14 protein-coding genes and 1 pseudogene are annotated in these 21449 nt (G+C 63.0%); 8 read left to right on the top strand and 7 right to left on the bottom strand.

The window, feature by feature from the left end; genetic code table 11:
- Positions 1 to 175 precede the first annotated feature (175 nt).
- From QCE79_RS21040 to QCE79_RS21020, 5 genes are all read right to left on the bottom strand, one after another.
- Positions 176 to 862 (bottom strand): response regulator transcription factor, encoded by a 687-nt coding sequence (locus QCE79_RS21040; RefSeq protein WP_244831250.1) that lies wholly within the window; start codon positions 860 to 862, stop codon positions 176 to 178.
- A 194-nt stretch (positions 863 to 1056) separates the two neighbouring features.
- Entirely contained in the window at positions 1057 to 2019 is a 963-nt protein-coding gene (locus QCE79_RS21035; protein ID WP_250467925.1) for an HlyD family secretion protein, read from the bottom strand.
- A 20-nt stretch (positions 2020 to 2039) separates the two neighbouring features.
- The gene (locus QCE79_RS21030) at positions 2040 to 2240 is read right to left on the bottom strand and encodes a DUF1656 domain-containing protein (RefSeq protein WP_244831248.1); all 201 of its coding nucleotides are present in this window, start codon (positions 2238 to 2240) and stop codon (positions 2040 to 2042) included.
- Complete coding sequence (locus QCE79_RS21025; RefSeq protein ID WP_309847605.1) at positions 2224 to 3705, bottom strand: efflux transporter outer membrane subunit; 1482 nt, start codon at positions 3703 to 3705, stop codon at positions 2224 to 2226. Before QCE79_RS21025 ends, QCE79_RS21030 begins: the two co-directional genes overlap by 17 nt.
- Positions 3702 to 5879, bottom strand: a complete 2178-nt coding sequence (locus QCE79_RS21020) for an FUSC family protein (protein ID WP_309847601.1) — start codon at positions 5877 to 5879, stop codon at positions 3702 to 3704. The genes QCE79_RS21025 and QCE79_RS21020 overlap by 4 nt, the downstream gene beginning before the upstream one ends.
- A 194-nt stretch (positions 5880 to 6073) precedes the next feature.
- On the opposite strand from QCE79_RS21020, the gene QCE79_RS21015 reads away from it, so the two are divergent.
- The 8 genes and pseudogenes from QCE79_RS21015 (at position 6074) to QCE79_RS20980 (ending at position 14903) form a co-directional block, all read left to right on the top strand.
- Positions 6074 to 6793 (top strand): TetR/AcrR family transcriptional regulator, encoded by a 720-nt coding sequence (locus QCE79_RS21015; RefSeq protein ID WP_309847598.1) that lies wholly within the window; start codon positions 6074 to 6076, stop codon positions 6791 to 6793.
- A 179-nt stretch (positions 6794 to 6972) separates the two neighbouring features.
- Positions 6973 to 7458: a VOC family protein gene (locus QCE79_RS21010; protein WP_244831244.1), complete on the top strand. Its 486-nt coding sequence runs from the start codon at positions 6973 to 6975 to the stop codon at positions 7456 to 7458.
- A complete protein-coding gene (locus QCE79_RS21005; RefSeq protein WP_309847597.1) occupies positions 7455 to 8684 on the top strand; it encodes an FAD binding domain-containing protein in 1230 nt (409 codons plus the stop codon). Before QCE79_RS21010 ends, QCE79_RS21005 begins: the two co-directional genes overlap by 4 nt.
- Positions 8685 to 8700: 16 nt before the next feature.
- The gene (locus tag QCE79_RS21000; protein ID WP_309847593.1) at positions 8701 to 9066 is read left to right on the top strand and encodes a DUF485 domain-containing protein; all 366 of its coding nucleotides are present in this window, start codon (positions 8701 to 8703) and stop codon (positions 9064 to 9066) included.
- Positions 9063 to 10704: pseudogene (gene actP / locus QCE79_RS20995) on the top strand (cation/acetate symporter ActP). Before QCE79_RS21000 ends, actP begins: the two are co-directional and overlap by 4 nt.
- 37 nt (positions 10705 to 10741) lie before the next feature.
- The gene (locus QCE79_RS20990; RefSeq protein WP_250467918.1) at positions 10742 to 11845 is read left to right on the top strand and encodes an amidohydrolase family protein; all 1104 of its coding nucleotides are present in this window, start codon (positions 10742 to 10744) and stop codon (positions 11843 to 11845) included.
- Between the two features lie 152 nt (positions 11846 to 11997).
- Positions 11998 to 12912, top strand: a complete 915-nt coding sequence (locus tag QCE79_RS20985) for a helix-turn-helix transcriptional regulator (RefSeq protein ID WP_250510506.1) — start codon at positions 11998 to 12000, stop codon at positions 12910 to 12912.
- A gap of 200 nt (positions 12913 to 13112) precedes the next feature.
- A complete protein-coding gene (locus QCE79_RS20980) occupies positions 13113 to 14903 on the top strand; it encodes a winged helix-turn-helix domain-containing protein (protein WP_309847588.1) in 1791 nt (596 codons plus the stop codon).
- Here QCE79_RS20980 and QCE79_RS20975 read toward each other — a convergent pair.
- Positions 14890 to 15711 carry an alpha/beta hydrolase gene (locus QCE79_RS20975; RefSeq protein ID WP_309847585.1) on the bottom strand — a complete coding sequence of 274 codons (822 nt, stop codon included), beginning with the start codon at positions 15709 to 15711 and terminating at the stop codon, positions 14890 to 14892. The genes QCE79_RS20980 and QCE79_RS20975 overlap by 14 nt on opposite strands.
- A gap of 139 nt (positions 15712 to 15850) precedes the next feature.
- Positions 15851 to 21436, bottom strand: coding sequence for an AAA family ATPase (locus QCE79_RS20970; protein WP_309847582.1), 5586 nt, complete (start codon positions 21434 to 21436; stop codon positions 15851 to 15853).
- Positions 21437 to 21449: the final 13 nt, after the last annotated feature.

Here is a 21449-nt window from a genome sequence, read left to right as displayed (position 1 = left end):
CGGGGTTCGATGCGGCGCGGGCGGGTTGACTAGCGCGAGGTCTAACGCGGTGCGGTTGTTCAGACGGAGGCGGCAGGTGAGTTATACGTGGGTATAGGGTGTGAGCGGTTCGTCGTCGCGTGATTCAATAAGCACGCTGCGCAGTGCCAATCGCCCTCGCCCAAGGCCAACCATCTCAAACCCCACCCCGCGCGCGCCTCACCGGCAATGCGACTCCCAACGCCTCCGCCTTCCTCACGAAATCAGCAAGGGAGCGCGCCCCCATCTTCCGCATGGCCTGCCCGCGATAGATTTTCACGGTGATCTCGCTCAGGCCCATCTCCGCCGCGATCTGCTTGTTCATGAGGCCCGAGGCGACGAATGCCATGACCTCACGCTCACGTGCCGTCAACGTGTCGTAGCAATGCCGCAAATCCGCTACCGAACGGTTCGTCGCGCGACGCTGCGCATCGTTGGCCAGCGCCTGTTCCACTGCATCGAGCATGTCCTGATCGCGGAACGGCTTGGCCAGGAAGTCCTGCGCGCCGGCCTTCATCGCCTTGACCGTCATCGCGATATCGCCATGCCCCGTCATGAAGATGATCGGCAGACTCAGTTCGCTCGATGCAATCTGCTCCTGCACCGCAAGTCCGCTTTGTCCCTTGAGACGCACGTCGAGGATCAGGCAACTCGGCACATCCGGCATGTCGAACGCCAGAAACTCCTGCGCGGAGCCGAAGGTTTCGACCTTGAGGCCCACCGAACGCAGGAGATTGCTGACGGCTTGGCGCATCGATTCGTCGTCGTCCACCACGTACACCATGGCGCTCGCGGTGTTGTTGCTGGCGTCAGCGCTCGCATCGCTGCGCGGATGACTGCTCATCACATCTCCCTTCGTGAGCGGACAGAAGAAGATGCAAAGGCGCGCGGCCTTTTACATCGCCGAAAGCGCGCTGGAAGGAGCGGTCGAAGTGACGCGCTCCAGGAAAAGCGTGCTTCCCAAGCGATGATGCGCGAGGCCATCCACGCGACGGTACTTATTTTTCCTTAATCGTTCAAAAGGCGGCGCCGCGACGCTCACCCACGACCGCTCCCATGCGGCTGCAATGTCACCGTGCAAGTCATCCCCATCGCGAGCCTCATTCCCTCGGGAACACGATCGATATGAATCCGCACCGGCACTCGCTGCGCGAGCCGCACCCACGTAAAAATCGGGTTGACGTCGGCGAGCAAATCGCCGCTCGTCGGATTGTCACGGTCGGCGATCCCGCTTGCGAGACTATCCACGTGACCTTGAATGTCTTCGCCGCCCGATAGCAGTCTGATCGTCGCCCGATCGCCCACTTGCACGTGCGGCAGCTTCGTTTCCTCGAAGTAACCGTAGACCCAGAACGAGTGCGAGTCGATCAGCGCCATGCGCGCGGTCCCGGCCGTGGCGAAATCGCCCGGATAAAGGTTCAGGTTCGTGATGAAACCATCGGACGGCGCGCGCACCTCGCTGCGCGTCAGGTTCAGCGCGGCCGTCTCCTGCGCCACTACCGCTGCCTTCACGGCCGCCTCGGCCGCGTTGTAGGCGGCGACATCGGCGGCATGATCCGACGCCGATTGCCTCGCGAGCGATGCCGAATCCAGCCGGCTTTCGTCCGATATCACGTCGCCCGCAAGATTGGCGCGGCGCGCCGCCTGAGCGCGTTTCATCGCAAAACCGGATTCGCTCGCGGCCATGCGCGCCTTCGCCTGCGCCATTTGCGCCTGCGCACGCGCGAGATCGGCATCGGCCTGCGCCACGGCGTAATGGAAGCGAGCCGGATCGAGCACGAACAGAATGTCGCCCTTGCGCACGAGCTGGTTGTCCTTCACGCGCACGTCGCTGACGAGGCCGGAAACATCCGTCGCGACTTGCACGACCTGCGCGCGCACGCGTCCGTCGCGCGTCCAAGGCGAGTACATGTAGTCGAGCCACAGCATGCGAACCAGCACGATCGCCACGACCAGTATCGTGAGCGTGAATCCTGCGCGCAGGATGGATTGCGTTTTCATCTTGATGTCAGTGGGTGGTTTCATCGCCATGAGAGCAGCGAAGCGCCGCTGAACATCGCAGCGAAGAGCGCGACGCGAAAGAGGCTCGCGTGCCACGTAAAGCGATAAAACCCGAGCCGCGCCAGCACGAGATCGAGAACGACGAACAGCAGCACGCAGCCAGCAAGTATCGGCAGCAAGCCGGGCATGAGAAGCGAGAAGACGTCAATCTCGCGTGGCATCGGCGACTCCTTGCGTTGCTTCCCGCGGCATGGACGATGCAAAGCCGCCGCCCAGTTCCTTCATCAATAACGCCCAGGCATCGAGACGTTTCGCCCGAATCGTCGCGAGGCTTTGTTCCTGCTGCAACTGCGCATCCTGCGCGGCCAGCACGTTCAAAAACTCGGTGATGCCGCTGCGATACCCCGTGTCGGCAAGCTGAAACGACTTGCGCGCCGAATCGAGCGTGTCCTCGATCGACGCCTGCTGCTCGCCGAGCGAACGCAAGGTTACGACTTGCGTGGCAACGCCCTGCATCGCGCCGATCACGCTCTGGTTGTAGGCGTCGACGGCGGCATCGCGCGACGACACCGCGACGCCGTAGTTGCCGCGCCGCCGTCCGCCGTCGAAGATCGGCAGCGAGATCGCCGCGCCCACGCCGTGGCCCATGCCGTTGCTATCGACGAAGTTGAAGAAGCCGCCGAAAGTCGCCGCCGATCCCAGCGATGCCGTCGCCAGCAAGTTGATGTCCGGATAGAAATCCGCATGCGCCGCGTCGATGCCCTTGTCCGCTTGCAACACGCGCCAGCGCCCGGCCACCACGTCCGCGCGATGCCCGACGAGCTCGGCCGGCAGCGTCGCCGGCAGATCGACCGGCACGCTCAGCGCGAGGCCGGGACGGCGCAAGGCATCGGCATAACCCGGCCCCTTGCCCGCCAGCCCCGCAATGCCGATGCGCGAAAGCGCGAGTTGTTGCTGCGCTTCCTGCACGCGTGTCGTGCTCATGGCAAGTTGCGTCTGCGCCTGACTGACTTCGAGACCGCTGCCGACGCCCGCATGCCAGCGGCGCGTGGCGATATCGAGCGTGCGCTGCTGTTCGTTCTGCACGTCGCGATAGACATCGAGCAATGCGTATTGCAGCGACAACTGCACATAGCTGCGCACCACGGCCGTCTGCAGCTCGACTTCGGCGAAGCGCGCGTCGGCCGCCACCGCTTGCACGTTGTCGAGCGCGGCTTCGCGGATCGCGCGATTCTTGCCCCACAGATCGAGATCGTATGAAAGGTCAGCCTCGACATTGTTGCTCCACACGGTCGTGCCGCCAGGCGGCGCGGGCGTGGTGTAGCGGGCATAACGTCTGCGCTCGAAGCTGCCGTTCGCGCTGACTTGCGGCAATTCGGCCGCGCCTGCGATCTGCGCCTGAAAACGCGCCGCGTCGATCCGCTCTTGCACCGCGCGCAGCCCGGGATTGCCTGCGGTCGCGTCCTGCACCAGCGTATTCAACTGCGGGTCGTTCCATTGACGCCACCAGGCGTCGGCGGGCCATTTCGCATCGGCTTGGGTCGCGCGCAGAGCGGCACCGGCATCGAGCGTGGCGGGGTCGATCATCGACTCGTGTGGGTGGATGCCGCCGCTCGTGATGCAGGCGGAAAGAAGCAGCGCGCAGCCGCTCGACGACAAGAACCACGACAGGCGGCGCGTGTTCATGCCGGCGTCTCCTTCGTTTGCCATAACGCAAGGCTGTCATCGCGCAAGGTCAGCTCGGTGAAATGCAGCAACGCGCGCATGCGATACCGCTTGAGCGTCGCCGTATCGGTCGCGATGTTGTCTCCGAGCGGCAGCATGTCGAGCGCCCGGCGCGTCGCTATGAGCGCGTTCTGCGCGGCTTCGGGCGTCGTGTTCGAGAACACGCTCGCCAGCGCCGCAAGCCATGCGTCCTGTTCCGCCGCCCAGCCTTCCGGCAAGGTCGCGCCGAGTTGCTCGGTGTCGAGACGAATCTGAATCATCGAGCGGCCGATCTCGAGCGCCGCGAACGCCCAGCCGATCAGGCGGTCACGATTCACGCGGGCGTCGACCGGCGCGGATGCAATCTGCAAGATGAAATCGCGCAAGCTCAGTTCGAATGTATAGAGCAGGTCGGCGAGGTCGCCATTGCGCGCGTCATGCACGATCAACCCGCGAATCTGCTTCATGTACTGCGCGGAGATCCAGTCGCCCGCGCGCGGAACGAGCACCGAGAACGCGACCGCCGCCACCGCGATTCCGCCTAGCAGCGCGAAGCCGGTGTCGAGATAAGCGCTTGGGTTATAGATGGTCGGGTTCGTAATACCGACGATGAAGCAGAAGTACAAGCTGAAGCCGAGCCCGAGAATCGCCGTTTTCGGAAACGTGTTCAGATAGCTGCCGATCATCACCACGATCGCCATCGACGCCGCCAGCAACTCGAACGTCTCGATGCGCGGCAGCACGAAGAAATTAAACGCGAAGCCTGCAAGCCATCCTCCAAGACAGCCGCCGAAAATTTGCCAGCTCGCGACCGTCGGGTTCGGTGCAAGCGCGAACAACGCGCTCGTAATCGCCACCGCGACGATGGCGGTTGCGCCTCCGACCCAGCCCGAGGCGATCCACGCCGCGCCGACCGCGAGCACGGCGACGGCGGCGCGCGCACCGGCGATGGTCGCGGCCGTGCGATTAGCCGTGGCCCGCGTCCTGCCGATGCGGCCGATTGCCTGCAGCACCGACTGCGACCACGGCAAGCGGCCGATGGTGCGCGCGTCGATATAGCTTCGGCACATCAGCCGCAGATCGGCCATCGAAAAGAACAGTGCCGCGCCCGTCGTCGACACGAACTGACGATGATGCGCCGACAGATCCACGAGCGCCTGCAACAGCTTGCCGAGGCGCGTGGGCAAGGCATCCTCGAAGGCATCGAGATCGCGCATCAGCGTTTCCACCGCTTCGAGCGTGACGAGTTGCGCGTCTGCCTCGTTCGGCACGACGGCGAGCAGCGCGTCGATGAGATCGTAGACGGCCGCAAGCGCGCGCGGGTCAGCTTCGGCGGCGACCCGTACCTTCAGTTGATGCAGCGCGTGAATCCACGCGACGGTATCGAGAAAACCGCGGTCGAGATCGAGATAGACATGGTTGTGAAGACGGATAGCCGGGTCTTCGAACACGGCGCCGCTGCGCAGGCTTTCCACTTCCACACGCTCGCGAATCAGCGAGAGGAAGGTGTCGAAACCGGTAAGCGTCGCGGTGCGGTCGAGCATCGCGTGCATGGCGTTGAGCAAGTCCGTGAAGTTCTTGCGGCTGGCCGCATAGAGCGCGGGCGTGACAGAGCGCGGAAAGATCACCGCGCTGACCACGCTCGCGCAGACCACGCCGATCACCACCTCGCTCACGGTGAATACGACGTTGTCGTACACGCCATAAGGATTGGACCACGCCGGTATGGCCGTGATGGCGGTGCCGTATCCTGTCAGCACGAAACCATACGACTGAAAATTGCGGTAGTAGGACGCGCCGAACACGCACACGCCGATCCACACCGCGAGCGCGATCAAAAAAAGCCACGGCTGCTGCGGAAACAGCGCGATGAGCACGAGCCCCGCAAAGCTGCCGCACACCATGCCGAGCCCGCGATAGAAGCCACGCGCGATCACCATGCCGCTTTGCTGATGCATCATCACGATGATGCACGAGACCATGGCGGTGGCCGGCGTGCGCAGTTCGAGCCGCATGCACACGCCCATTGCAAGCGACATGGCAAGCGCCACTTTCGCGATATGCCTGAAGCGGGGTCCGTCGTCGTTCCAGTATGTCTTCAGCTCTTCCCGCCATCGAGGCAGGGCCGCGCTGCCGGCATCGGCTTGCAGGGTCATGGGGCGCTCGTCGCTTGTTCGTGCGGATATTCGCGTGGTATGGAGTCTGCTGCGAACGCGGACCAGGCAATTGCACAATCGCACGCTTTTTGCGCATGCGCTGCATGAAATGACCGGCCATGAGACGTGCTCGCGTAGTCAGGTCCGGCTAATCTTTGTATGATGCGTCCCAACACAACAGGTACCAGCCAGCCATGCCGAGAAAAGCGCGGAACAGCGAAACCCCGCCGAAGATCGAAGACGTCGAACAGGAAAAGCTCGTCACGCGCCGCTTGGCGCCGGAGGTTCGCGAACGGCAGATCGTGCTCAAGGCCGTCGATCATTTCGCCACGCATGGATTCTCCGGCAGCACGCGTGAACTCGCGCGTCAACTCGACATCACGCAGCCGCTTCTGTACCGCTATTTTCCGAGCAAGGAAGCGTTGATCGACCGCGTGTACGAAGAGGTCTATCAGTGGGACACGAGCTGGGAGAACCTCATCAAGGACCGCGACCTGCCCATTCAGGAACGCATGGTGCGGTTCTATTCGGCGTATTCGGTGGTGATCCTGCGGCGCGAGTGGATTCGCATCTTCATCTTCGCGGGACTGACGCGCGAAGGCATCAACTCGAAATATCTGACGCGTCTGCGTGAGCGCGTGTTTCTTCCGGTGATGGCGGAGATTCGTCTTGCCTATGGACTGCCCGCGCCCGCCAGCGCGCGTCAGCGGGAGATCGACCTCGAACTGATCTGGAGCCTGCACGCCAGCATTTTCTATCTCGGCGTGCGCAAGTGGATCTACGGTCTGCCCGTCACCGGCGACGTCGAGGATCACATCGCGCGTCAGGTCGACGCCTTCTTGAACGGCGTGCCCGCCGCGCTCAAACACGCAACCAAGCAGCCCGCGCGCATCAAACCGGGCGCCAAAGCCTGAGTCCGCTTCCAGGCCGGCAAACGCGCCGGCCGTTCGTCTTATTCCCATCGCATCACTCCCGCCTCGTGGTTTTTCAGGGTAAACACCGGCGATGCGCCGCTTTATCCCGCTCCCCGCTTCACCTACAATTTATCAAACGATCACTAATCGATCGATAAATAATTTGTCAGGAGCCGATGATGCCTGTTACGAAACTTGCCCACTACTCGATCCGCACGACCGATCTCGAACAGTCATGCCACTTTTACGAACGCATCCTCGGCTTCAAGCGCGGCTATCGTCCGCCCTTCGACTTTCCCGGCGCGTGGCTCTACAAAGGCGGCGACGAAGTGGACTTCGGCACGGTTCATATCATTGGCGTGGATCCGAACAATCCCGAAGGACTCACCGCATATCTCGGCGACAAGGCCTTGCCCGCGAGCGGAACGGGCACGGTCGATCACATTGCGTTTCTCGCGACGGGCGTCGAAGAGATGTGGCAGACGCTGACAAGCGAAGGCATCGCGTGGCGCGATCGCACGGTGCCAAGCCTCGGCTTGCATCAAGTGTTCATCGAAGATCCGTCGGGCGTGACTATCGAACTCAACTTCCCCGCCGAAGAACTGAGCCGCCTCACGCATGCACGACCGTCGAGCAAGCAAAACCCCGTCAGCGAAGGAGAATGAGCATGGTCCAGAGTTCCAAACGATCCAGAGCGATCATCGTCGGCGGTTCGCTCGGCGGGCTTTTCGCAGCGAACCTGCTGGTGCGTAACGGCTGGGATGTAGACGTGTTCGAGCGCGTGCCGGATGAACTCGCCGGACGCGGCGCGGGCATCGTGACGCATCCCGAACTTTTCGATGCACTCGGCGCAGCCGGCATTCAAATCGACGATGGCATCGGCGTGAAGGTGCGTTCACGCGTGACCTTCGCGCAGGACGGCGCGGTGCTGTCCGAACGCGATCTGCCGCAAACGCTGACCGCGTGGGGCAAGATGTATCACGTGCTGCGCGCTGCGCTTCCCGACGTGCACTATCACGCTGGAGTAACGGTGGCATCGGTGGAAGATGACGGCGATCGTGCAACCGTCACGCTCGGCGACGGGGCGATATTGCACGCCGATCTCGTCATCGCGGCGGATGGCTTCAAATCGGCTATTCGCGAGCGCTTGATGCCCGAAGTGAAGCTGCAATATGCCGGTTATATTGCGTGGCGCGGTCTTGTCGATGAAGCCTCGCTGTCGCGTGAAACCCGCGACGCGCTCTTCGACAAGTTCGCGTTCTGCCTGCCGCCGCGCGAGCAGATTCTCGGCTATCCCGTGGCCGGTCACGGCAATAGCACGACGCCCGGCGAGCGCCGCTACAACTTCGTGTGGTATCGCGCAACGAGCGAAGATGTCCAGCTTCCCGATCTGCTGACCGATGCATCGGGCAAGCGCTGGACCGGCGGCATTCCGCCGACGCTCATTCGCGCCGACGTGCTCGCCGACATGGAAGACGCCGCGCTCACGCTGCTCGCACCGCAATTCGGCGAAGTCGTGACGCGCGCGACGCAACCGCTCTTTCAGCCTATCTTCGATCTCGAAGTGCCGCGCATGGCCATCGGCCGCATCGCGCTGCTGGGCGATGCCGCGTTCGTTGCGCGTCCGCATTGCGGAATGGGCGTGACCAAGGCAGCCAGCGACGCCATGACACTCGTCAAGGCACTGAAGACGCACGGCGACGTGCAAGACGCGCTTGCCGGCTACAGCCTCGAACGCACGCAAGTGGGCACGGCTATCGTGCAGCACGCGCGCCATCTCGGCGCATACATGCAGGCGCAGTTGAAGACGGAAGTCGATCGCGAGATGGCCGAGCGCTACCGCACGCCCGATGCCGTCATGCGCGAGACCGCCGTTCCCGCGCGGTTCTGATGACAAAGGAGACGACGTGGATCACAGCGCCCCAACCTATGCGATGAACGCGCACATCATCGCCGAAGAACCGCCGCCGCACATGGCGAACCCATTGCTCGACGACCCGCGCTTTCAGGCGCTCGTGCAAAAACGCCGCGCCTTCTCGTGGATGCTCACGCTCCTCATGGTCACGGTGTACTTTGCCTTCATCCTCACGCTGGCATTCGCGCCCGCGTTGCTCGGCCGGCCGATTGTCGCCGGTTATCCCGCGACGTGGGGCATTCCAGTCGGCTTCGGCATGTTCGTCTTCACGTTCGGCATCGTGGCGGTGTATGTCGCGCGAGCCAACACTTTCCATGACCGCGCCGTGAACGAAATCCGGCAAGGAGCACGGCAATGAAACGTATCTCTCTTTCGCTCGGCGCGTTGATGGGCGCTGTCACTTCGATCTCTGCCGATGCCGCCGAAGTCACGTCGGCGTCACGCTCGCATAATCCGATAGCGATCGGCATGTTCCTCGTTTTCGTCGCATCGACATTGTTCATCACGCGCTGGGCGGCAAGAAAGAACCACAGCGTGTCCGATCACTACGCTGCGGGCGGCAAGATCACCGCGTTCCAGAATGGCTGGGCAATAGCGGGCGATTACATGTCGGCCGCGTCGCTGCTAGGCATCTCCGCGCTGGTCTTCACGAGCGGCTACGACGGCCTCATCTATTCCATCGGCTTTCTCGCGAGCTGGCCGATCATCCTCTTTCTGATCGCCGAACCGTTGCGCAACCTCGGCCGTTATACGCTCGCCGACGTGGTGTCCTATCGCCTGCAACAACGGCCGATTCGTGCGTTCGCCGCGTCGAGCTCCATCGTGATCGTGCTGCTATACCTCGTCTCGCAGATGGTCGGCGCGGGCAAACTCGTCGAATTGCTGTTCGGCTTCGACTACACGGCGGCGGTCGTGCTGGTCGGCGTGCTGATGGTGGTGTACGTGTTCTTCGGCGGCATGCTCGCCACCACATGGATTCAGATCATCAAGGCAGCGCTTCTGCTGGCGGGCGCGGCTTTCATGGCGTTCATGGTGTTGAGCCGCTGGCTTCAGCATGAACGCGCTCTTTGCACAGGCGATCCTCGCGCATCCGAAACACGCCGCGATCATGAGCCCTGGCGGTTTGGTATCCGATCCCGTCTCCGCCGTTTCGCTCGGCCTCGCGCTGATCTTCGGCACGGCCGGACTGCCGCATATTCTGATGCGCTTCTTCACGGTCGGCGACGCCCGCGCCGCGCGCAAGAGCATTCTGTACGCGACGGGCATCGTAGGAATCGGCTATGCGCTCATCATCGTCATCGGCTTCGGCACGATTGCGCTCGTAGCGACCGATCCGCTCTATCACAGCGCATCCGGCGGCGTGATCGGCGGCGTGAACATGGTGGCCCTGCATCTGGCGCATGCGGTGGGCGGCAACGTGTTCCTCGGCTTCATGTGCGCGGTCGCGTTCTCGACGATCCTGGCCGTGGTCGCGGGCCTGACGCTCGCCGGTTCCTCGGCGGTATCGCACGACCTGTATGCGAACGTGCTGCGCCGCGGACGCGCGACGGACCGCGAGGAAATGCGCGTGTCGCGGCTCACCACGCTCGTGCTCGGCGTGCTGGCCATCTTGCTTGGTATTGCGTTCGAGAAGCAGAACATCGCGTTTATCGTGAGTCTCACGTTCTCGATCGCGGCAAGCTCCAATTTTCCGGTGCTGTTGCTGTCGATCTACTGGCGCGGCCTTACCACGCGCGGCGCGGTGATAGGCGGTTCGCTCGGTCTGATCTCGGCCGTCACGCTCACCATCCTGAGCCCGACCGTCTGGGTCCAGGTGCTTGGTCACGCGCACGCCATCTATCCGTACGAATATCCCGCGCTCTTTTCCATGCTCGTCGCCTTCGCGAGCGTGGTCTTCTTCTCGATCACCGATCACTCGGCGCGCGCCGTGCGCGAACGTGCGCTCTATGGCAATCAGCTCGTGGACTGCGAGCTCGGCATGATCAAAAACGGCTGAGACAGGCCGATCGAAATCCATCACGGAGACATGACTCATGGATTGCACTTGCTGCATCTCGCCGAAGCGCCGTCGTCTGCTTGGAACCATGGCCGCGCTCGCGGGCGGCTTCGCTTCGGGCCTTCCGAACGCATCCGCCCGAGCCAATGCGACAGTGAAAGGCAAATCGATCGACATTCACGCGCACTATTACCCCGAAAGCTATTGCGAACTCGTCGGCAGCGACGGCGATAAATTCGGCGGCAAGTTCACCTGCGATGCGAGCACCTTCAGCTTTCAGACGCCTGCTGGCGGCCTCGGTCCGCTGCCGCTCAAATTCATCCGTATCGACGAACGGCTTGCCGATATGGACGCGTCCGGCGTCGACGTACAGGCGCTCTCGCTCAGCGTGCCGATGGCCTATTGGGCCGACCGCGCCTTCAACGCGAAGCTGGCAACGACATGGAACACGGCGGCATCCGCGGTGCACGTGCAGCATCCGACGCGCTTCGTCGTCCTCGCGACGCTGCCGATGCTGAACGCGCACGACGCCATCGACGAACTCGAACGTGCGTCCGAATTGCCGGGCGTACGCGGCGTCTATATGGGCACGAACATCAACAACCGCGATCTCGACGATCCGTTGTTCGAGCCGGTCTTCGCGCGCATCGAACAACTCGATTTGCCGGTGTTCCTGCATCCGCAACAGACGGTCGGCGGCGCGCGGCTCACCGACTTCTATCTGAGCAATCTGCTCGGCAATCCATTCGATACCGCCATTGCCGGATCGCATTTGATTCTCGGTGGCGTCATGGACAGGCATCCGCGACTCAACGTCACCTTGCCGCACGCGGGCGGCGCGTTGCCTATCCTCATGGGCCGTATCGATGCGGGCTGGAACGTGCGGCCCGAAACGCGGAGGCTTGCGCAGAAGCCGAGCAGCTATCTGCGCCGCTTCAATTACGACACGGTGTCGCATTCCGGGCCGGTGCTCGATTTCCTGATACAGAACATCGGCATAGACAGGCTCGTGCTCGGCAGCGACTACTGCTTCGATATGGGTTATGAACAGCCGGTGACGTTTCTGGACCGCCTCGAGCTGCCGCCCGAGCAGAAGAACCTGATCCTCGGCGGCAACGCGGCGCAATTGCTCAAGATATGAGATTGGCGCCCGGCGACTGAACGAAAATTAATATTTGTCGCGGACAATTTCCAAGATAATCCACGGATTCCGCCGGTTATGACCATCGCTTGATTATGGCAACGCAAACGCCGCATGCGTGAGTGCAGCGTGACGAGCAAGGGTGACGGACCATGTTCAACCAGACAGATATTTCCAGCACCACGGCGCCGCGTCAGAAAGACTCGCTCGGCTGTCTTTCGACGCAGTTGCACAAGGACCTCGAACTGCGCGCGGGCGACTTCACGTTCTATCGGAAATGCAGGCGCGAGGAAAAGACGAGCGAAGTCGTCACGCCCGCGTCCGATCGCGGCTTTCTCATCGGCGTCTCGCTCGCGGCGGGACATCGCCGGCGCATCATCACGGGTAGCCGTTCGGCGCTGCACGAGTTCAGGAAGGACTCGGTCTACATCCGCAATTTCGAGGACGACTACCGCGCCGATCTGCATGGCGCGTTCGACTTCGTGCTGATGGAATTTTCGCGGTCGTTCATCGTGAACACGGGCTATGAGCGAAACGGCACGACCATTTCCGGCTTCTCGGCGCCGCCCGGACGCGAGGACGCCATCTTCGGCCAGCTCGCGCAGGTGCTCGCGCTGACGCTGGATCGTTCGTCCGAGACCAGTGCGCTTTTCCTCGAACAACTCGGCGTCACCATCGGCACGCATCTCGTGGATCGATACGGCGACGCGACCGCGAAAGCGCTCAAGCCGGGGCCGCGTCTTTCGAGTATTCAGGAAGCGCGCGCCAAGGAGATGCTGCTCGCCAAAACCGATGACAACGTATCGCTCGAAGCCATCGCGAGTGCATGCAACTTGTCGCGCAGCTACTTCATCCGCGCGTTTCGCGAGACCACGCAGCGCACGCCGCATCAATGGGTGCTGGAGCAACGCATCGAACATGCGCGCATGCTGCTTCGCAAATCGACGTGGTCGCTTGCGGAGATCGCCATTGCATGCGGCTTCTCCGATCAAAGCCACTTCAGCCGCACGTTCTCGCAACTGGTCGGCACGCCGCCCGGAAACTGGCGCAGGCAAGCGGGTAATTGACACAGCCTTTCTTCAGTCGATACCTCGCGTCGTCACATCCATAGACTTTCATACAAAGCATCGCACTTACGTGCAATACGCATGAACGGCGCTGCGCTAACTTGATCGTGCCGAGGCTGCGCACGCCACTTTCTTATCCCGCGCCGACCTTAGCTTCTCCCTCGCGTTTCGCTCCCTTTCCCCAACCTGGAAACGTCACGATGCAAATAGGCGGATTTCAGATCGATCTGGAGATGCGCGCCTTATGGCGAAACGGCGAACTCGTGCGTCTCGGCTCGCGCGCTTTCGATATCCTCGCCGTGGTCGCGGCGGCTGGCGGCCGTCTCGTCTCGAAGGACGAGGTGATGAACGCCGTATGGCCCGACACCGTCGTCGAGGAAAACAATATTCACGTTCATCTCTCGGCGTTGCGCAAGGTGCTCGGCGCGGACCGCGACCTGATTCTCACCGTGCCCGGCCGTGGCTATCAACTCCTGCAACGCAATCCGAGCACGCCATCCGATGAAGCGCGGCTCAAGCCCGCTTGCGGCCGCCGTCTTCCGCCGCAAAAATCTGCGTTGCTCGGACGCGATACGGAAATCGCCACGATCCGCGCCATGCTGCGCAACTCGCACGTGTTGACGGTGACGGGCGCGGGCGGCATCGGCAAGACGCGGCTCGCGATCGAGGCGGCCCGTCATAGTGCCGAAGACTTTCCAGAACCGGTGTGCTTCGTCGAACTCGCCGCGTTGACGACGCGCGAGGGCGTGCTGTGTGCCATCGCGGAGAGTTGCGGCATTGCCTTGCCCGATACGCATATCGATGTAGCGCGCGTGGCCGCGACACTCGCCGGCCAGTCGAAACTCCTGCTGCTCGATAACGCCGAACATGTGGTCGGCGCCGTGGCGCAGATCGTCGATGCACTCGTCGCCGGCAACGAAAAGCTGCGCGTGCTGGTGACGAGCCGTGAGCCGTTGCGCGTGATGGCAGAGAGCATCTTCCGAGTGGAACCGCTCGACGTGCCTCCCGCCGATGCCGCGGACGCCGATATTCTCCGATGCTCCGCCGTGAGCCTCTTCATCCTGCGCGCCGATTCGTTGCAGGAAAGCGTGGCGACCGACAGCGCGGAGATCCGGCTCGTCGGTGAAATCTGCCGGCGTCTGGACGGCCTCCCGCTTGCCATCGAACTGGCCGCCGCGCGCGTCGCCGCGCTCGGCGTGGAAGGCGTCTGCCGCAGGCTGGACGACCGCATGGCGATTCTCGCGGGCGGTTACCGCACCGCGCTGCCGCGTCATCAAACCTTGCGCGCCACTTTCGACTGGAGCTTCGCGCTGCTGGACCGCGACACGCAATCCGTGTTCTGGCGGCTCGCGCTTTTTAGCGGCAGGTTCTCTTTCGAGTCGATGTGCGCGGCAGTCTGCGACGAAGAGCACACGACAGCGGACGCCATCGGCGGCATCACCGAACTGGTCGCGAAGTCGCTCGTGAGCGTCGAATTCGAGCGCGCCACCGCGCGCTATCGTCTGTCGGAATCGACGCGCGCCTATGCGCTGGAAAAGCTGCGCGCCAACGGCGAATTGCGCGAGATCATCCGCCGCAATGCGCGTCATGTTGCACGACAGATCGCGGCCACAGCCTGCGGCCTCGACGACCATCCGGCCGCCTTCCAGCACACGCTGGACGATGCGCGCGTCGCGCTCGGCTGGGCGATGTCCGTGGACGGCGATGTCCGCGTGGGTATCGAACTGGCGTCGCATCTCGTCGGCGCACTAAGCGACGCGCATCTGTTCGACGAGTGCCGCATGCGCGCCGCGCTCGCCGTCGATGCCATCGCGAAGCTGCCGGCGGGAACGGCAGACGCAGCGATCGAGAAGCGGCTGCGCGCGGCATTGACAGCGGCGGCGCCCGTGGTCCACGAGACGGCTCCGCTTCCTGCGCGACCTGCCCGCTGGCCGCTTTCCAGGCGCTTGCACAAGCCTGCGCTGACCGCCACGCCGCTTACGACTGGATGAACTCCAGCAGGTCCGCGTTGACGCGATCCGCGTGCGTGGTGCACATGCCATGCGGCGCGCCTTCGTAAATCTTCAGCTTCGCGTTCGGCATGAGCTTCGACGAGAGCTTGCCGGAATCGTCGAGCGGAACGATCTGATCGGCGTCGCCTTGCAGCACGAGCGCGGGCACCGTGACCTGCTTCAGGTCTTCGGTGAAGTCCGTCTCCGAGAACGCCTTGATGCAGTCGTACATGCCTTTGATCGAACCCAGCATGCCGAGCAGCCAGAACGAATCGATCGTGCCTTGCGACACTTTCGCGCCGGGCTTGTTGAAGCTGTAGAACGGCATCGCGAGGTCCTTGAAGAACTGCGCGCGGTTATCGTGCACGCCTTTGCGAATATCGTCGAACACGGATAGCGGCAGGCCGCCCGGGTTCGCTTCGGTCTTGAGCATGATCGGCGGCACGGCCGAGACCAGCACGACCTTCGACACGCGCTTTGCGCCATGACGCGCGATATAGCGCACCACTTCTCCGCCGCCGGTCGAATGGCCGACCATCATGATGTCTTGCAGATCCAGCGCTTCGATCAGCTCGGCAAGATCGTCGGCATAAGTGTTCATCTCGTTGCCGTTCCACGGTTGCGATGAACGGCCGTGGCCGCGACGGTCATGCGCGATCACGCGATAACCGCGTTCGGCGAGGAACATCATCTGCGCGTCCCACGCGTCGGCATCGAGCGGCCAGCCGTGAGAAAACGTGATCGCCGGGCCCGTGCCCCAGTCCTTGTAATAGATTTCCGTGCCGTCCTTGGTCGTGATGTAAGCCATGTCCGCTACTCCTTCTCGATTGATTGACCGGCCCGTGCCGGTGTGTCATGCGTGAAGGGAGTATTCGCGATTCGTGGCACGGCACGCTTGGTTATCGCCCGGCTTTTGTGGATTTGCACGATAGCTTCACGCAACGACTTCAAGCGACCGCCGACAGCGTGAAGACGAACACCGTCCCACGCGGATACGCCGGTCCCGCGGTGAGCGTCCCGCCATGCGCCTCGATGATCGACCTGCAAATGGCGAGCCCCATGCCCATGCCGGTGTCCTTCGTGGTGAAGAACGCGTCGAAGATGCGCTCGGCAATGTCTTCGCGAATGCCATCGCCGTTGTCCTGCACGGACACGATCACGGTGCCCCTGTCGTCGATGCAGGACGTGACGGCGAGCAGGCGCTGACGCGCATCGAGATGGCTCATGGCATCGGCGGCGTTCATGACGAGATTGAACAGCACCTGTTGCAGCTGCACGCGATCAGCCGTTACCGAACAACGCGCAGCCAGATCGAGCCGCACGAGGACACCGCGTTGTTCTATTTCCGCCGCCGCCAGTTCGAACACTTCGCGCACGACGTAATCGATATAGACCGGCGCGAAAATAGGCTTGGTTTCCTTCGCAAGCGTCTGCAATGCGCGGATGATATCGCCCGCCCGCTTGCCGTCCTTGACGATCTCGCGCAGGCCGCTCGATGCCTCGGCCAGATCCGGCTCGGGCCGGTTGAGCCAGCGCACGGACGCACTCGCGTTCGACACGATGGAAGCCAGCGGCTGATTGATCTCGTGCGCGATCGAAGCGGCGAGTTCGCCCATCGTCGATGCGCGCGATGCCTTCGCCAGTTCGCTCTTCGCGTTCTGCAAGGCGAGTTCGGTCATGTGCCTTTCGGTCAGGTCGGTGACCACGCCGACGAAGCTGCTCACGCCGGACGGTTCGCCCAGCACTTCGAGATGCTTGATGGCGCCGTCCGGCGCGACCACGCGAAACTTCTGCCGGAAGGGCACGCGCTTGTGCGCGGCACGCTCGACCATCTCCCGATAAAACGCGACGTCCTCGGGATGAATGCGCTCCATGATCGCGCGTGTCGCGGGACCGCTCGCTTCTATTGGCAAGCAAAACACGTTGTAGAGTTCTTTCGACCAATAGCGTTCGCCCGTCAGCGTGTTCCAGATATAGCTTCCCGAGCGGCCTATCCGCTGCCCGAGCGCGAGCGCTTCCTCGCTCATGCGCAGGGCCGCTTCCGTTTCCTTGCGACGCTTGTTTTCTTCGAGCAACTCGGCATAAAGACGCGCCGTTTCGAGCGATATGGCCGCCTGCGACGCGAGCAATTCGAGCACCGACGTGCGGCTCTCCGTGAACACGCCCGTCGTCAGATCGTTTTCCAGGTAAAGCGCGCCGACGGCATGCCCTTGCTTCACGAGCGGCAGACAGCATACGGAACGAACCGGCCTGCTGGACAAGGCTGCATCGAAGGAAAATCGCGGATCGTGCTGCGCGTCTTCCACCACCACGGGCTTACGCGTGCGCAGCGCCGTGTACAGGACCGAAGCGGGCAAATCCTCGCGCACGGGCGCTTCGCCGGCCAGCTGAACCTGTACGCCCTCGGGCGTCTCCTGTCCGCGCGCTTCGGCCACGGGCACGTTGCCTTGCATGAGAATCAGGATGCCGCTGCGCGCGCCGGCGTGAACGATGGCGAGCGTGACGAGCGTGCGGATCAGCTTGTCGAGCACGATCTCCTCGGAGAGCGCCTGCGACGACTTCAGCGCCGACAGCAAATCGAAGCGATGCTGCGCATCCTCGATTTCGACCGATGGACGGGACGCCACCGGAACCTCGGGGAGCGCTTGACGCACGGCCGTCGCGCGTGCCGGACCCGCATCGCGTTCGAGTCGGCCGACGAGCGCATGCGCGCCCCAGCGCGCATAACCGTCGATCGCGCGCCGCCGATGTTCCCGCGCGGCCGTAAAGAGCCCGTTCGCTTCGCAGCACGCGCACGCCAGCCGATGCGCGAGTGCATCGATATGACTGAAGCCGCTTTCGGACGCTGCGGCTGCCGCTTCCTCATAACGCGCCAGCGCTTCGAGCGGCTTGGCGAGCAGACGAGCGATTTCGGCTTCGACCAGCAACAGCTTGTCGAGAAACGTCGCCGGATTGAGTTTCGCCCAGACCGTAAGCTTCGCGAGATGCGGTTCGATGCGCGCAATGGCTTCGTCCGCTTCGTACATTTGCGCGAGATTGAGCGCCGAATAGAAGTGATAGTCCAGTTGATGCACGTGCGCGGGCGTCGCCCACGTCAGCTCGCCGGCTTCAGCGAGGCAATACGACGCGTTGCGGTAATCGCCATGAAAGTAGCAGGACATGCCCTTTAGCAGCCAGATCCAGAAACGCAGCGTCGTCATCTGCGTGTCGAGCAGATCGGCGTCGAAGGTCATGCGTCCGTCCACCACCGAGCCGAGATTGCCCGGCAGTCCCGGCCCGCCCGTCAGGCTGTGTACGTATCGCTTTTGCAGTTCCAGGATGTCCTCGACATCCCGGAATCTCACGCGTCGCGCGAACGACAAACCCAGGTCGATTTCGCGATCGACCTGTTCGAGCGGTGCGCCCATCGTCAGCAGATCGGAGACGATGTGATTGCATGCGTAACAACTCATCGTGAGGTCGCCGCTCGGCCTGGCGGATTCGAACGCATCGCGCGCGCAGGCCAGCACGTAGGGCAGCGGCTGGGTCCAGACGGCGACCGTATCGAGCGCCACCAGCGTGCTCGTGGCGACCGTGTTGAAGCCGCGCGATTCGACCAGCGTGCGCGCCAGCCGCGAGAACTCGAAGCCTTCCTCGTAGCGCCCGAAGAACTCGGCGACATAAACGCCGAACCACGACAGACAGTGCGCCGATGCTGCCGTGATGCCGTGGTCGATGGTCATCTGCACCATGTGGCACAGATGCAGAAAACCGAGCCGTTCATCGACGAACGATGCGGGCGCGTAGACGCTCGCGAGCAGGTTCATCTCGGACTCGATCTTCTCGTCGCGCAACGTCGGCAGGTTCGCGAGCGAGGCGATGCTTCGCGATGCAAGCGACGCGTTGAGCTTGCCATACGCGGCTTCGACATCGGCGGCTTGCGGAAAGCGCGGCAGAACCGTGCCGAACAGCCGAACGCCTTCGAGCGCGGTTTCGACGGCGGCTTCATAGTCCGACAGATGCTGCTGCATGTCGACCTTGAGCTTGTAGACCGACGCGCGCGCGACGACAGACAGGTCCTCGCGCAAGAGCGTGGCGATCTCTTTACCGGCAGCGTCGAAATCGGCGTTCAGGATGTGACACTGCACGCGCAACACGCCCATTTCATAGCTTGCGGCGTGGGCCTGCGCCGCGCCGTTCGCGTGCAGCAGCGCCTGCACGACGTCCAGATAATTCAGCGCGGAACGGATAGCGATCGCTTCTTTCGCCTGACGCGCCGCTTGCAAACAAACCGTGGCGAACACGTCGGTCTCGTCTGCATCGAGTTCGAGAAGCGCGCCCGCCGCCTGAGCGCGTTCGATATGGTGCGCCACGTCGAACGCCGATTGCAGCGTCCGCGCATTGAAGTCTCGCAGCAAAATGCGCGCGATGCGGGCGTGTTCGACACCGCGCTCGTGTTCGGGCGTCAACGCATACGCCGCCTCTTGCACGCGGTCGTGAGCGAAGGCAAAGCCCGTGCGGTCGGATACGACGAGCCCTGCTTCGAGCGCGGGTTGCAGACGCCGCGCCGACTCGACGCCATCGCCGGGATCGATCAGCATGAGTGTCGAACGGTCGAGCCGTCGTCCCATGAACGCGAGCAGCCTGAGCACCGCCTGCGCCGCTGGCGGCAGGCGCGAAAGCCGCGTCACCATCAGATCGACGACGTTATCCGACGATTCGTACTCGCCGATACGTTCCAGGTCCCACGTCCAGCGACGCGCCTCGCCGTCGTAGACGATCATCCGATGTTCCGCCAGCACGAGCAGCAGTTGCTTGATGAAGAACGGGTTGCCGCCGGTTTTTTCGTGCACCACCGCCGCGAGCGGAAAGACATGCGCGGCATCGGAATGAAGTGCGTCGGCGAGCAAGGCCACGACATTCGCCGGATCGAGCGGCCCGACAGCCAGCGAACTCACGCGCGCGCCGGCATCGGGCAACGAATCGAGGAACGCCTTGAACCGTGGCGAGCGATCCACTTCGTTATCGCGATACGCGCAGATTAGAAGCATATGACGCATATCGGCATGCGCCACGAAAGCGGCGATGAAGTTCAGCGTGGCCTCGTCGAACCAGTGAACGTCGTCGAAGAAGAGAATCAGCGGATGCGCTTCTGTCGCGAACACGGACAAGAGCCGCGAGATCAACGCCTGAAAGCGCAACTGCGCTTCCACGGGCGGCAACTCCGCTACGTCGGGCGGCTCGCCGAGCACGAGTTCCAGCTCGGGAATGAAGTTCACGATGAGTTTTCCCTGCAAACCGACCGCCTCGCAAAGCACGGCGCGCCAGCGGTCGAGTTTGCTGTCGCTCTCACCGAGAATGCGCTGAAAGAGCGAACGGATGGCCTGCATCAACGGCGCATAAGGCGCGTTCTGACCGTACTGTTCGAGCTTGCCGGAGGCGAAGAGCGCGGCACTCTGCGCGGTCGCGCGATGCACGCTGCGCACGAGTTCCGACTTGCCCGCGCCCGAATAGCCGGACACGAGGATGAGTTCGGCGGCGCCCTGTCGCGCGTTACGATCGAAGGCGTCCCGCAGCGCCTGATATTCATGCACACGTCCGAACAGACGATGCGTAAAGGCGAGATTCTTGACGTTGTCTTTCGCGGCCGGTTCGAACGGGACGATATGCTGCATCTCGTTCCAGTCGGCAAGACAGTGCCGCAGATCGGCTTCGAGACTCGACGCACTTTGATATCGTTCCGCAGGACTCTTGGCAAGCAACTTGAGTACGATTGAACCCAGCACATCGGGCAATGACGCGCGGTAGCTGCGCGGATCGGCGGGTTGCCGCGCGACGTGATTGAAGATCCATTCAACCGCATCCGCCGCTTCGAACGGCAAGTGGCCGGTCAATAGCTCGTACAGGGTCACGCCGAGAGAATAGAGATCGCTGCGCTCGTCGGCCTGTTCTTCCGCGCGTCTCGCCTGCTCCGGCGACATATACGCCAGCGTGCCGCTCAAGGTATCGGCGTGGTCGATAGACTCTGCAGCTTCGCTCGTCGAAGCGCGAAAGCCGAGCAAGCGCACCGTGCCATCGGCGCCTTCCAGCAGGTTCGAAGGCTTGATGTCGCCGTGCAGAACGCCGCGTTCGTGCGCGAGCGCGAGCGACTGCGCCGCGCCCACGGCAATACGCAGGAAACGGCCGAGTGCAATCGTGCCATCGGCGCGTGGAAGAATCGGCGCGCCACCCTGGTCTTCATAGACGAGCACCGGCCCGCGTTCGAGCCTCAAGAGCGCGAGCGGCCGCACGGCCCACGCGGAATCGAGCTTCCCGGCCGGCGCAAACTCTTGCCTGAGACGCCGCAACACGGCATCGGAAGAAGGACCAGCAGGCGCCGCGACGAGCCAGGACCGCGCGCCGTCTTGCGTTCTCGCGCGATGCCGCACGATCTCGCCATCCACGAGCAGCGCTTCGAGTACGAGCTGATCGAACCAGAGCTGATCGAAATGCACGGCGATGCCGGAGCCAAACGACGCCTTGCGCGTCCCGTCGATGAATGCCTCGGTGCTCAATTCATCTCTCCTT

It is taken from the genome of Caballeronia sp. LZ003, from assembly GCF_031451465.1.
Lineage (GTDB): Bacteria > Pseudomonadota > Gammaproteobacteria > Burkholderiales > Burkholderiaceae > Caballeronia.
Note: the sequence above shows the minus strand (reverse complement) of the source record. Positions and strands in the feature narration are given on the sequence as shown.

What these genes read in the sequence shown, in the direction of transcription:
- QCE79_RS21020 (WP_309847601.1), bottom strand. Translation starts at nt 5,879, where the DNA reads ATGACCCTGCAAGCCGATGCCGGCAGCGCGGCCCTGCCTCGATGGCGG.
- QCE79_RS21015 (WP_309847598.1), top strand. Translation starts at nt 6,074, where the DNA reads ATGCCGAGAAAAGCGCGGAACAGCGAAACCCCGCCGAAGATCGAAGAC.
- QCE79_RS21035 (WP_250467925.1), bottom strand. Translation starts at nt 2,019, where the DNA reads ATGAAAACGCAATCCATCCTGCGCGCAGGATTCACGCTCACGATACTG.
- QCE79_RS20980 (WP_309847588.1), top strand. Translation starts at nt 13,113, where the DNA reads ATGCAAATAGGCGGATTTCAGATCGATCTGGAGATGCGCGCCTTATGG.
- QCE79_RS20985 (WP_250510506.1), top strand. Translation starts at nt 11,998, where the DNA reads ATGTTCAACCAGACAGATATTTCCAGCACCACGGCGCCGCGTCAGAAA.
- QCE79_RS21010 (WP_244831244.1), top strand. Translation starts at nt 6,973, where the DNA reads ATGCCTGTTACGAAACTTGCCCACTACTCGATCCGCACGACCGATCTC.
- QCE79_RS20975 (WP_309847585.1), bottom strand. Translation starts at nt 15,711, where the DNA reads ATGGCTTACATCACGACCAAGGACGGCACGGAAATCTATTACAAGGAC.
- QCE79_RS20990 (WP_250467918.1), top strand. Translation starts at nt 10,742, where the DNA reads ATGGATTGCACTTGCTGCATCTCGCCGAAGCGCCGTCGTCTGCTTGGA.
- QCE79_RS21030 (WP_244831248.1), bottom strand. Translation starts at nt 2,240, where the DNA reads ATGCCACGCGAGATTGACGTCTTCTCGCTTCTCATGCCCGGCTTGCTG.
- QCE79_RS21005 (WP_309847597.1), top strand. Translation starts at nt 7,455, where the DNA reads ATGAGCATGGTCCAGAGTTCCAAACGATCCAGAGCGATCATCGTCGGC.
- QCE79_RS21025 (WP_309847605.1), bottom strand. Translation starts at nt 3,705, where the DNA reads ATGAACACGCGCCGCCTGTCGTGGTTCTTGTCGTCGAGCGGCTGCGCG.
- QCE79_RS21040 (WP_244831250.1), bottom strand. Translation starts at nt 862, where the DNA reads ATGAGCAGTCATCCGCGCAGCGATGCGAGCGCTGACGCCAGCAACAAC.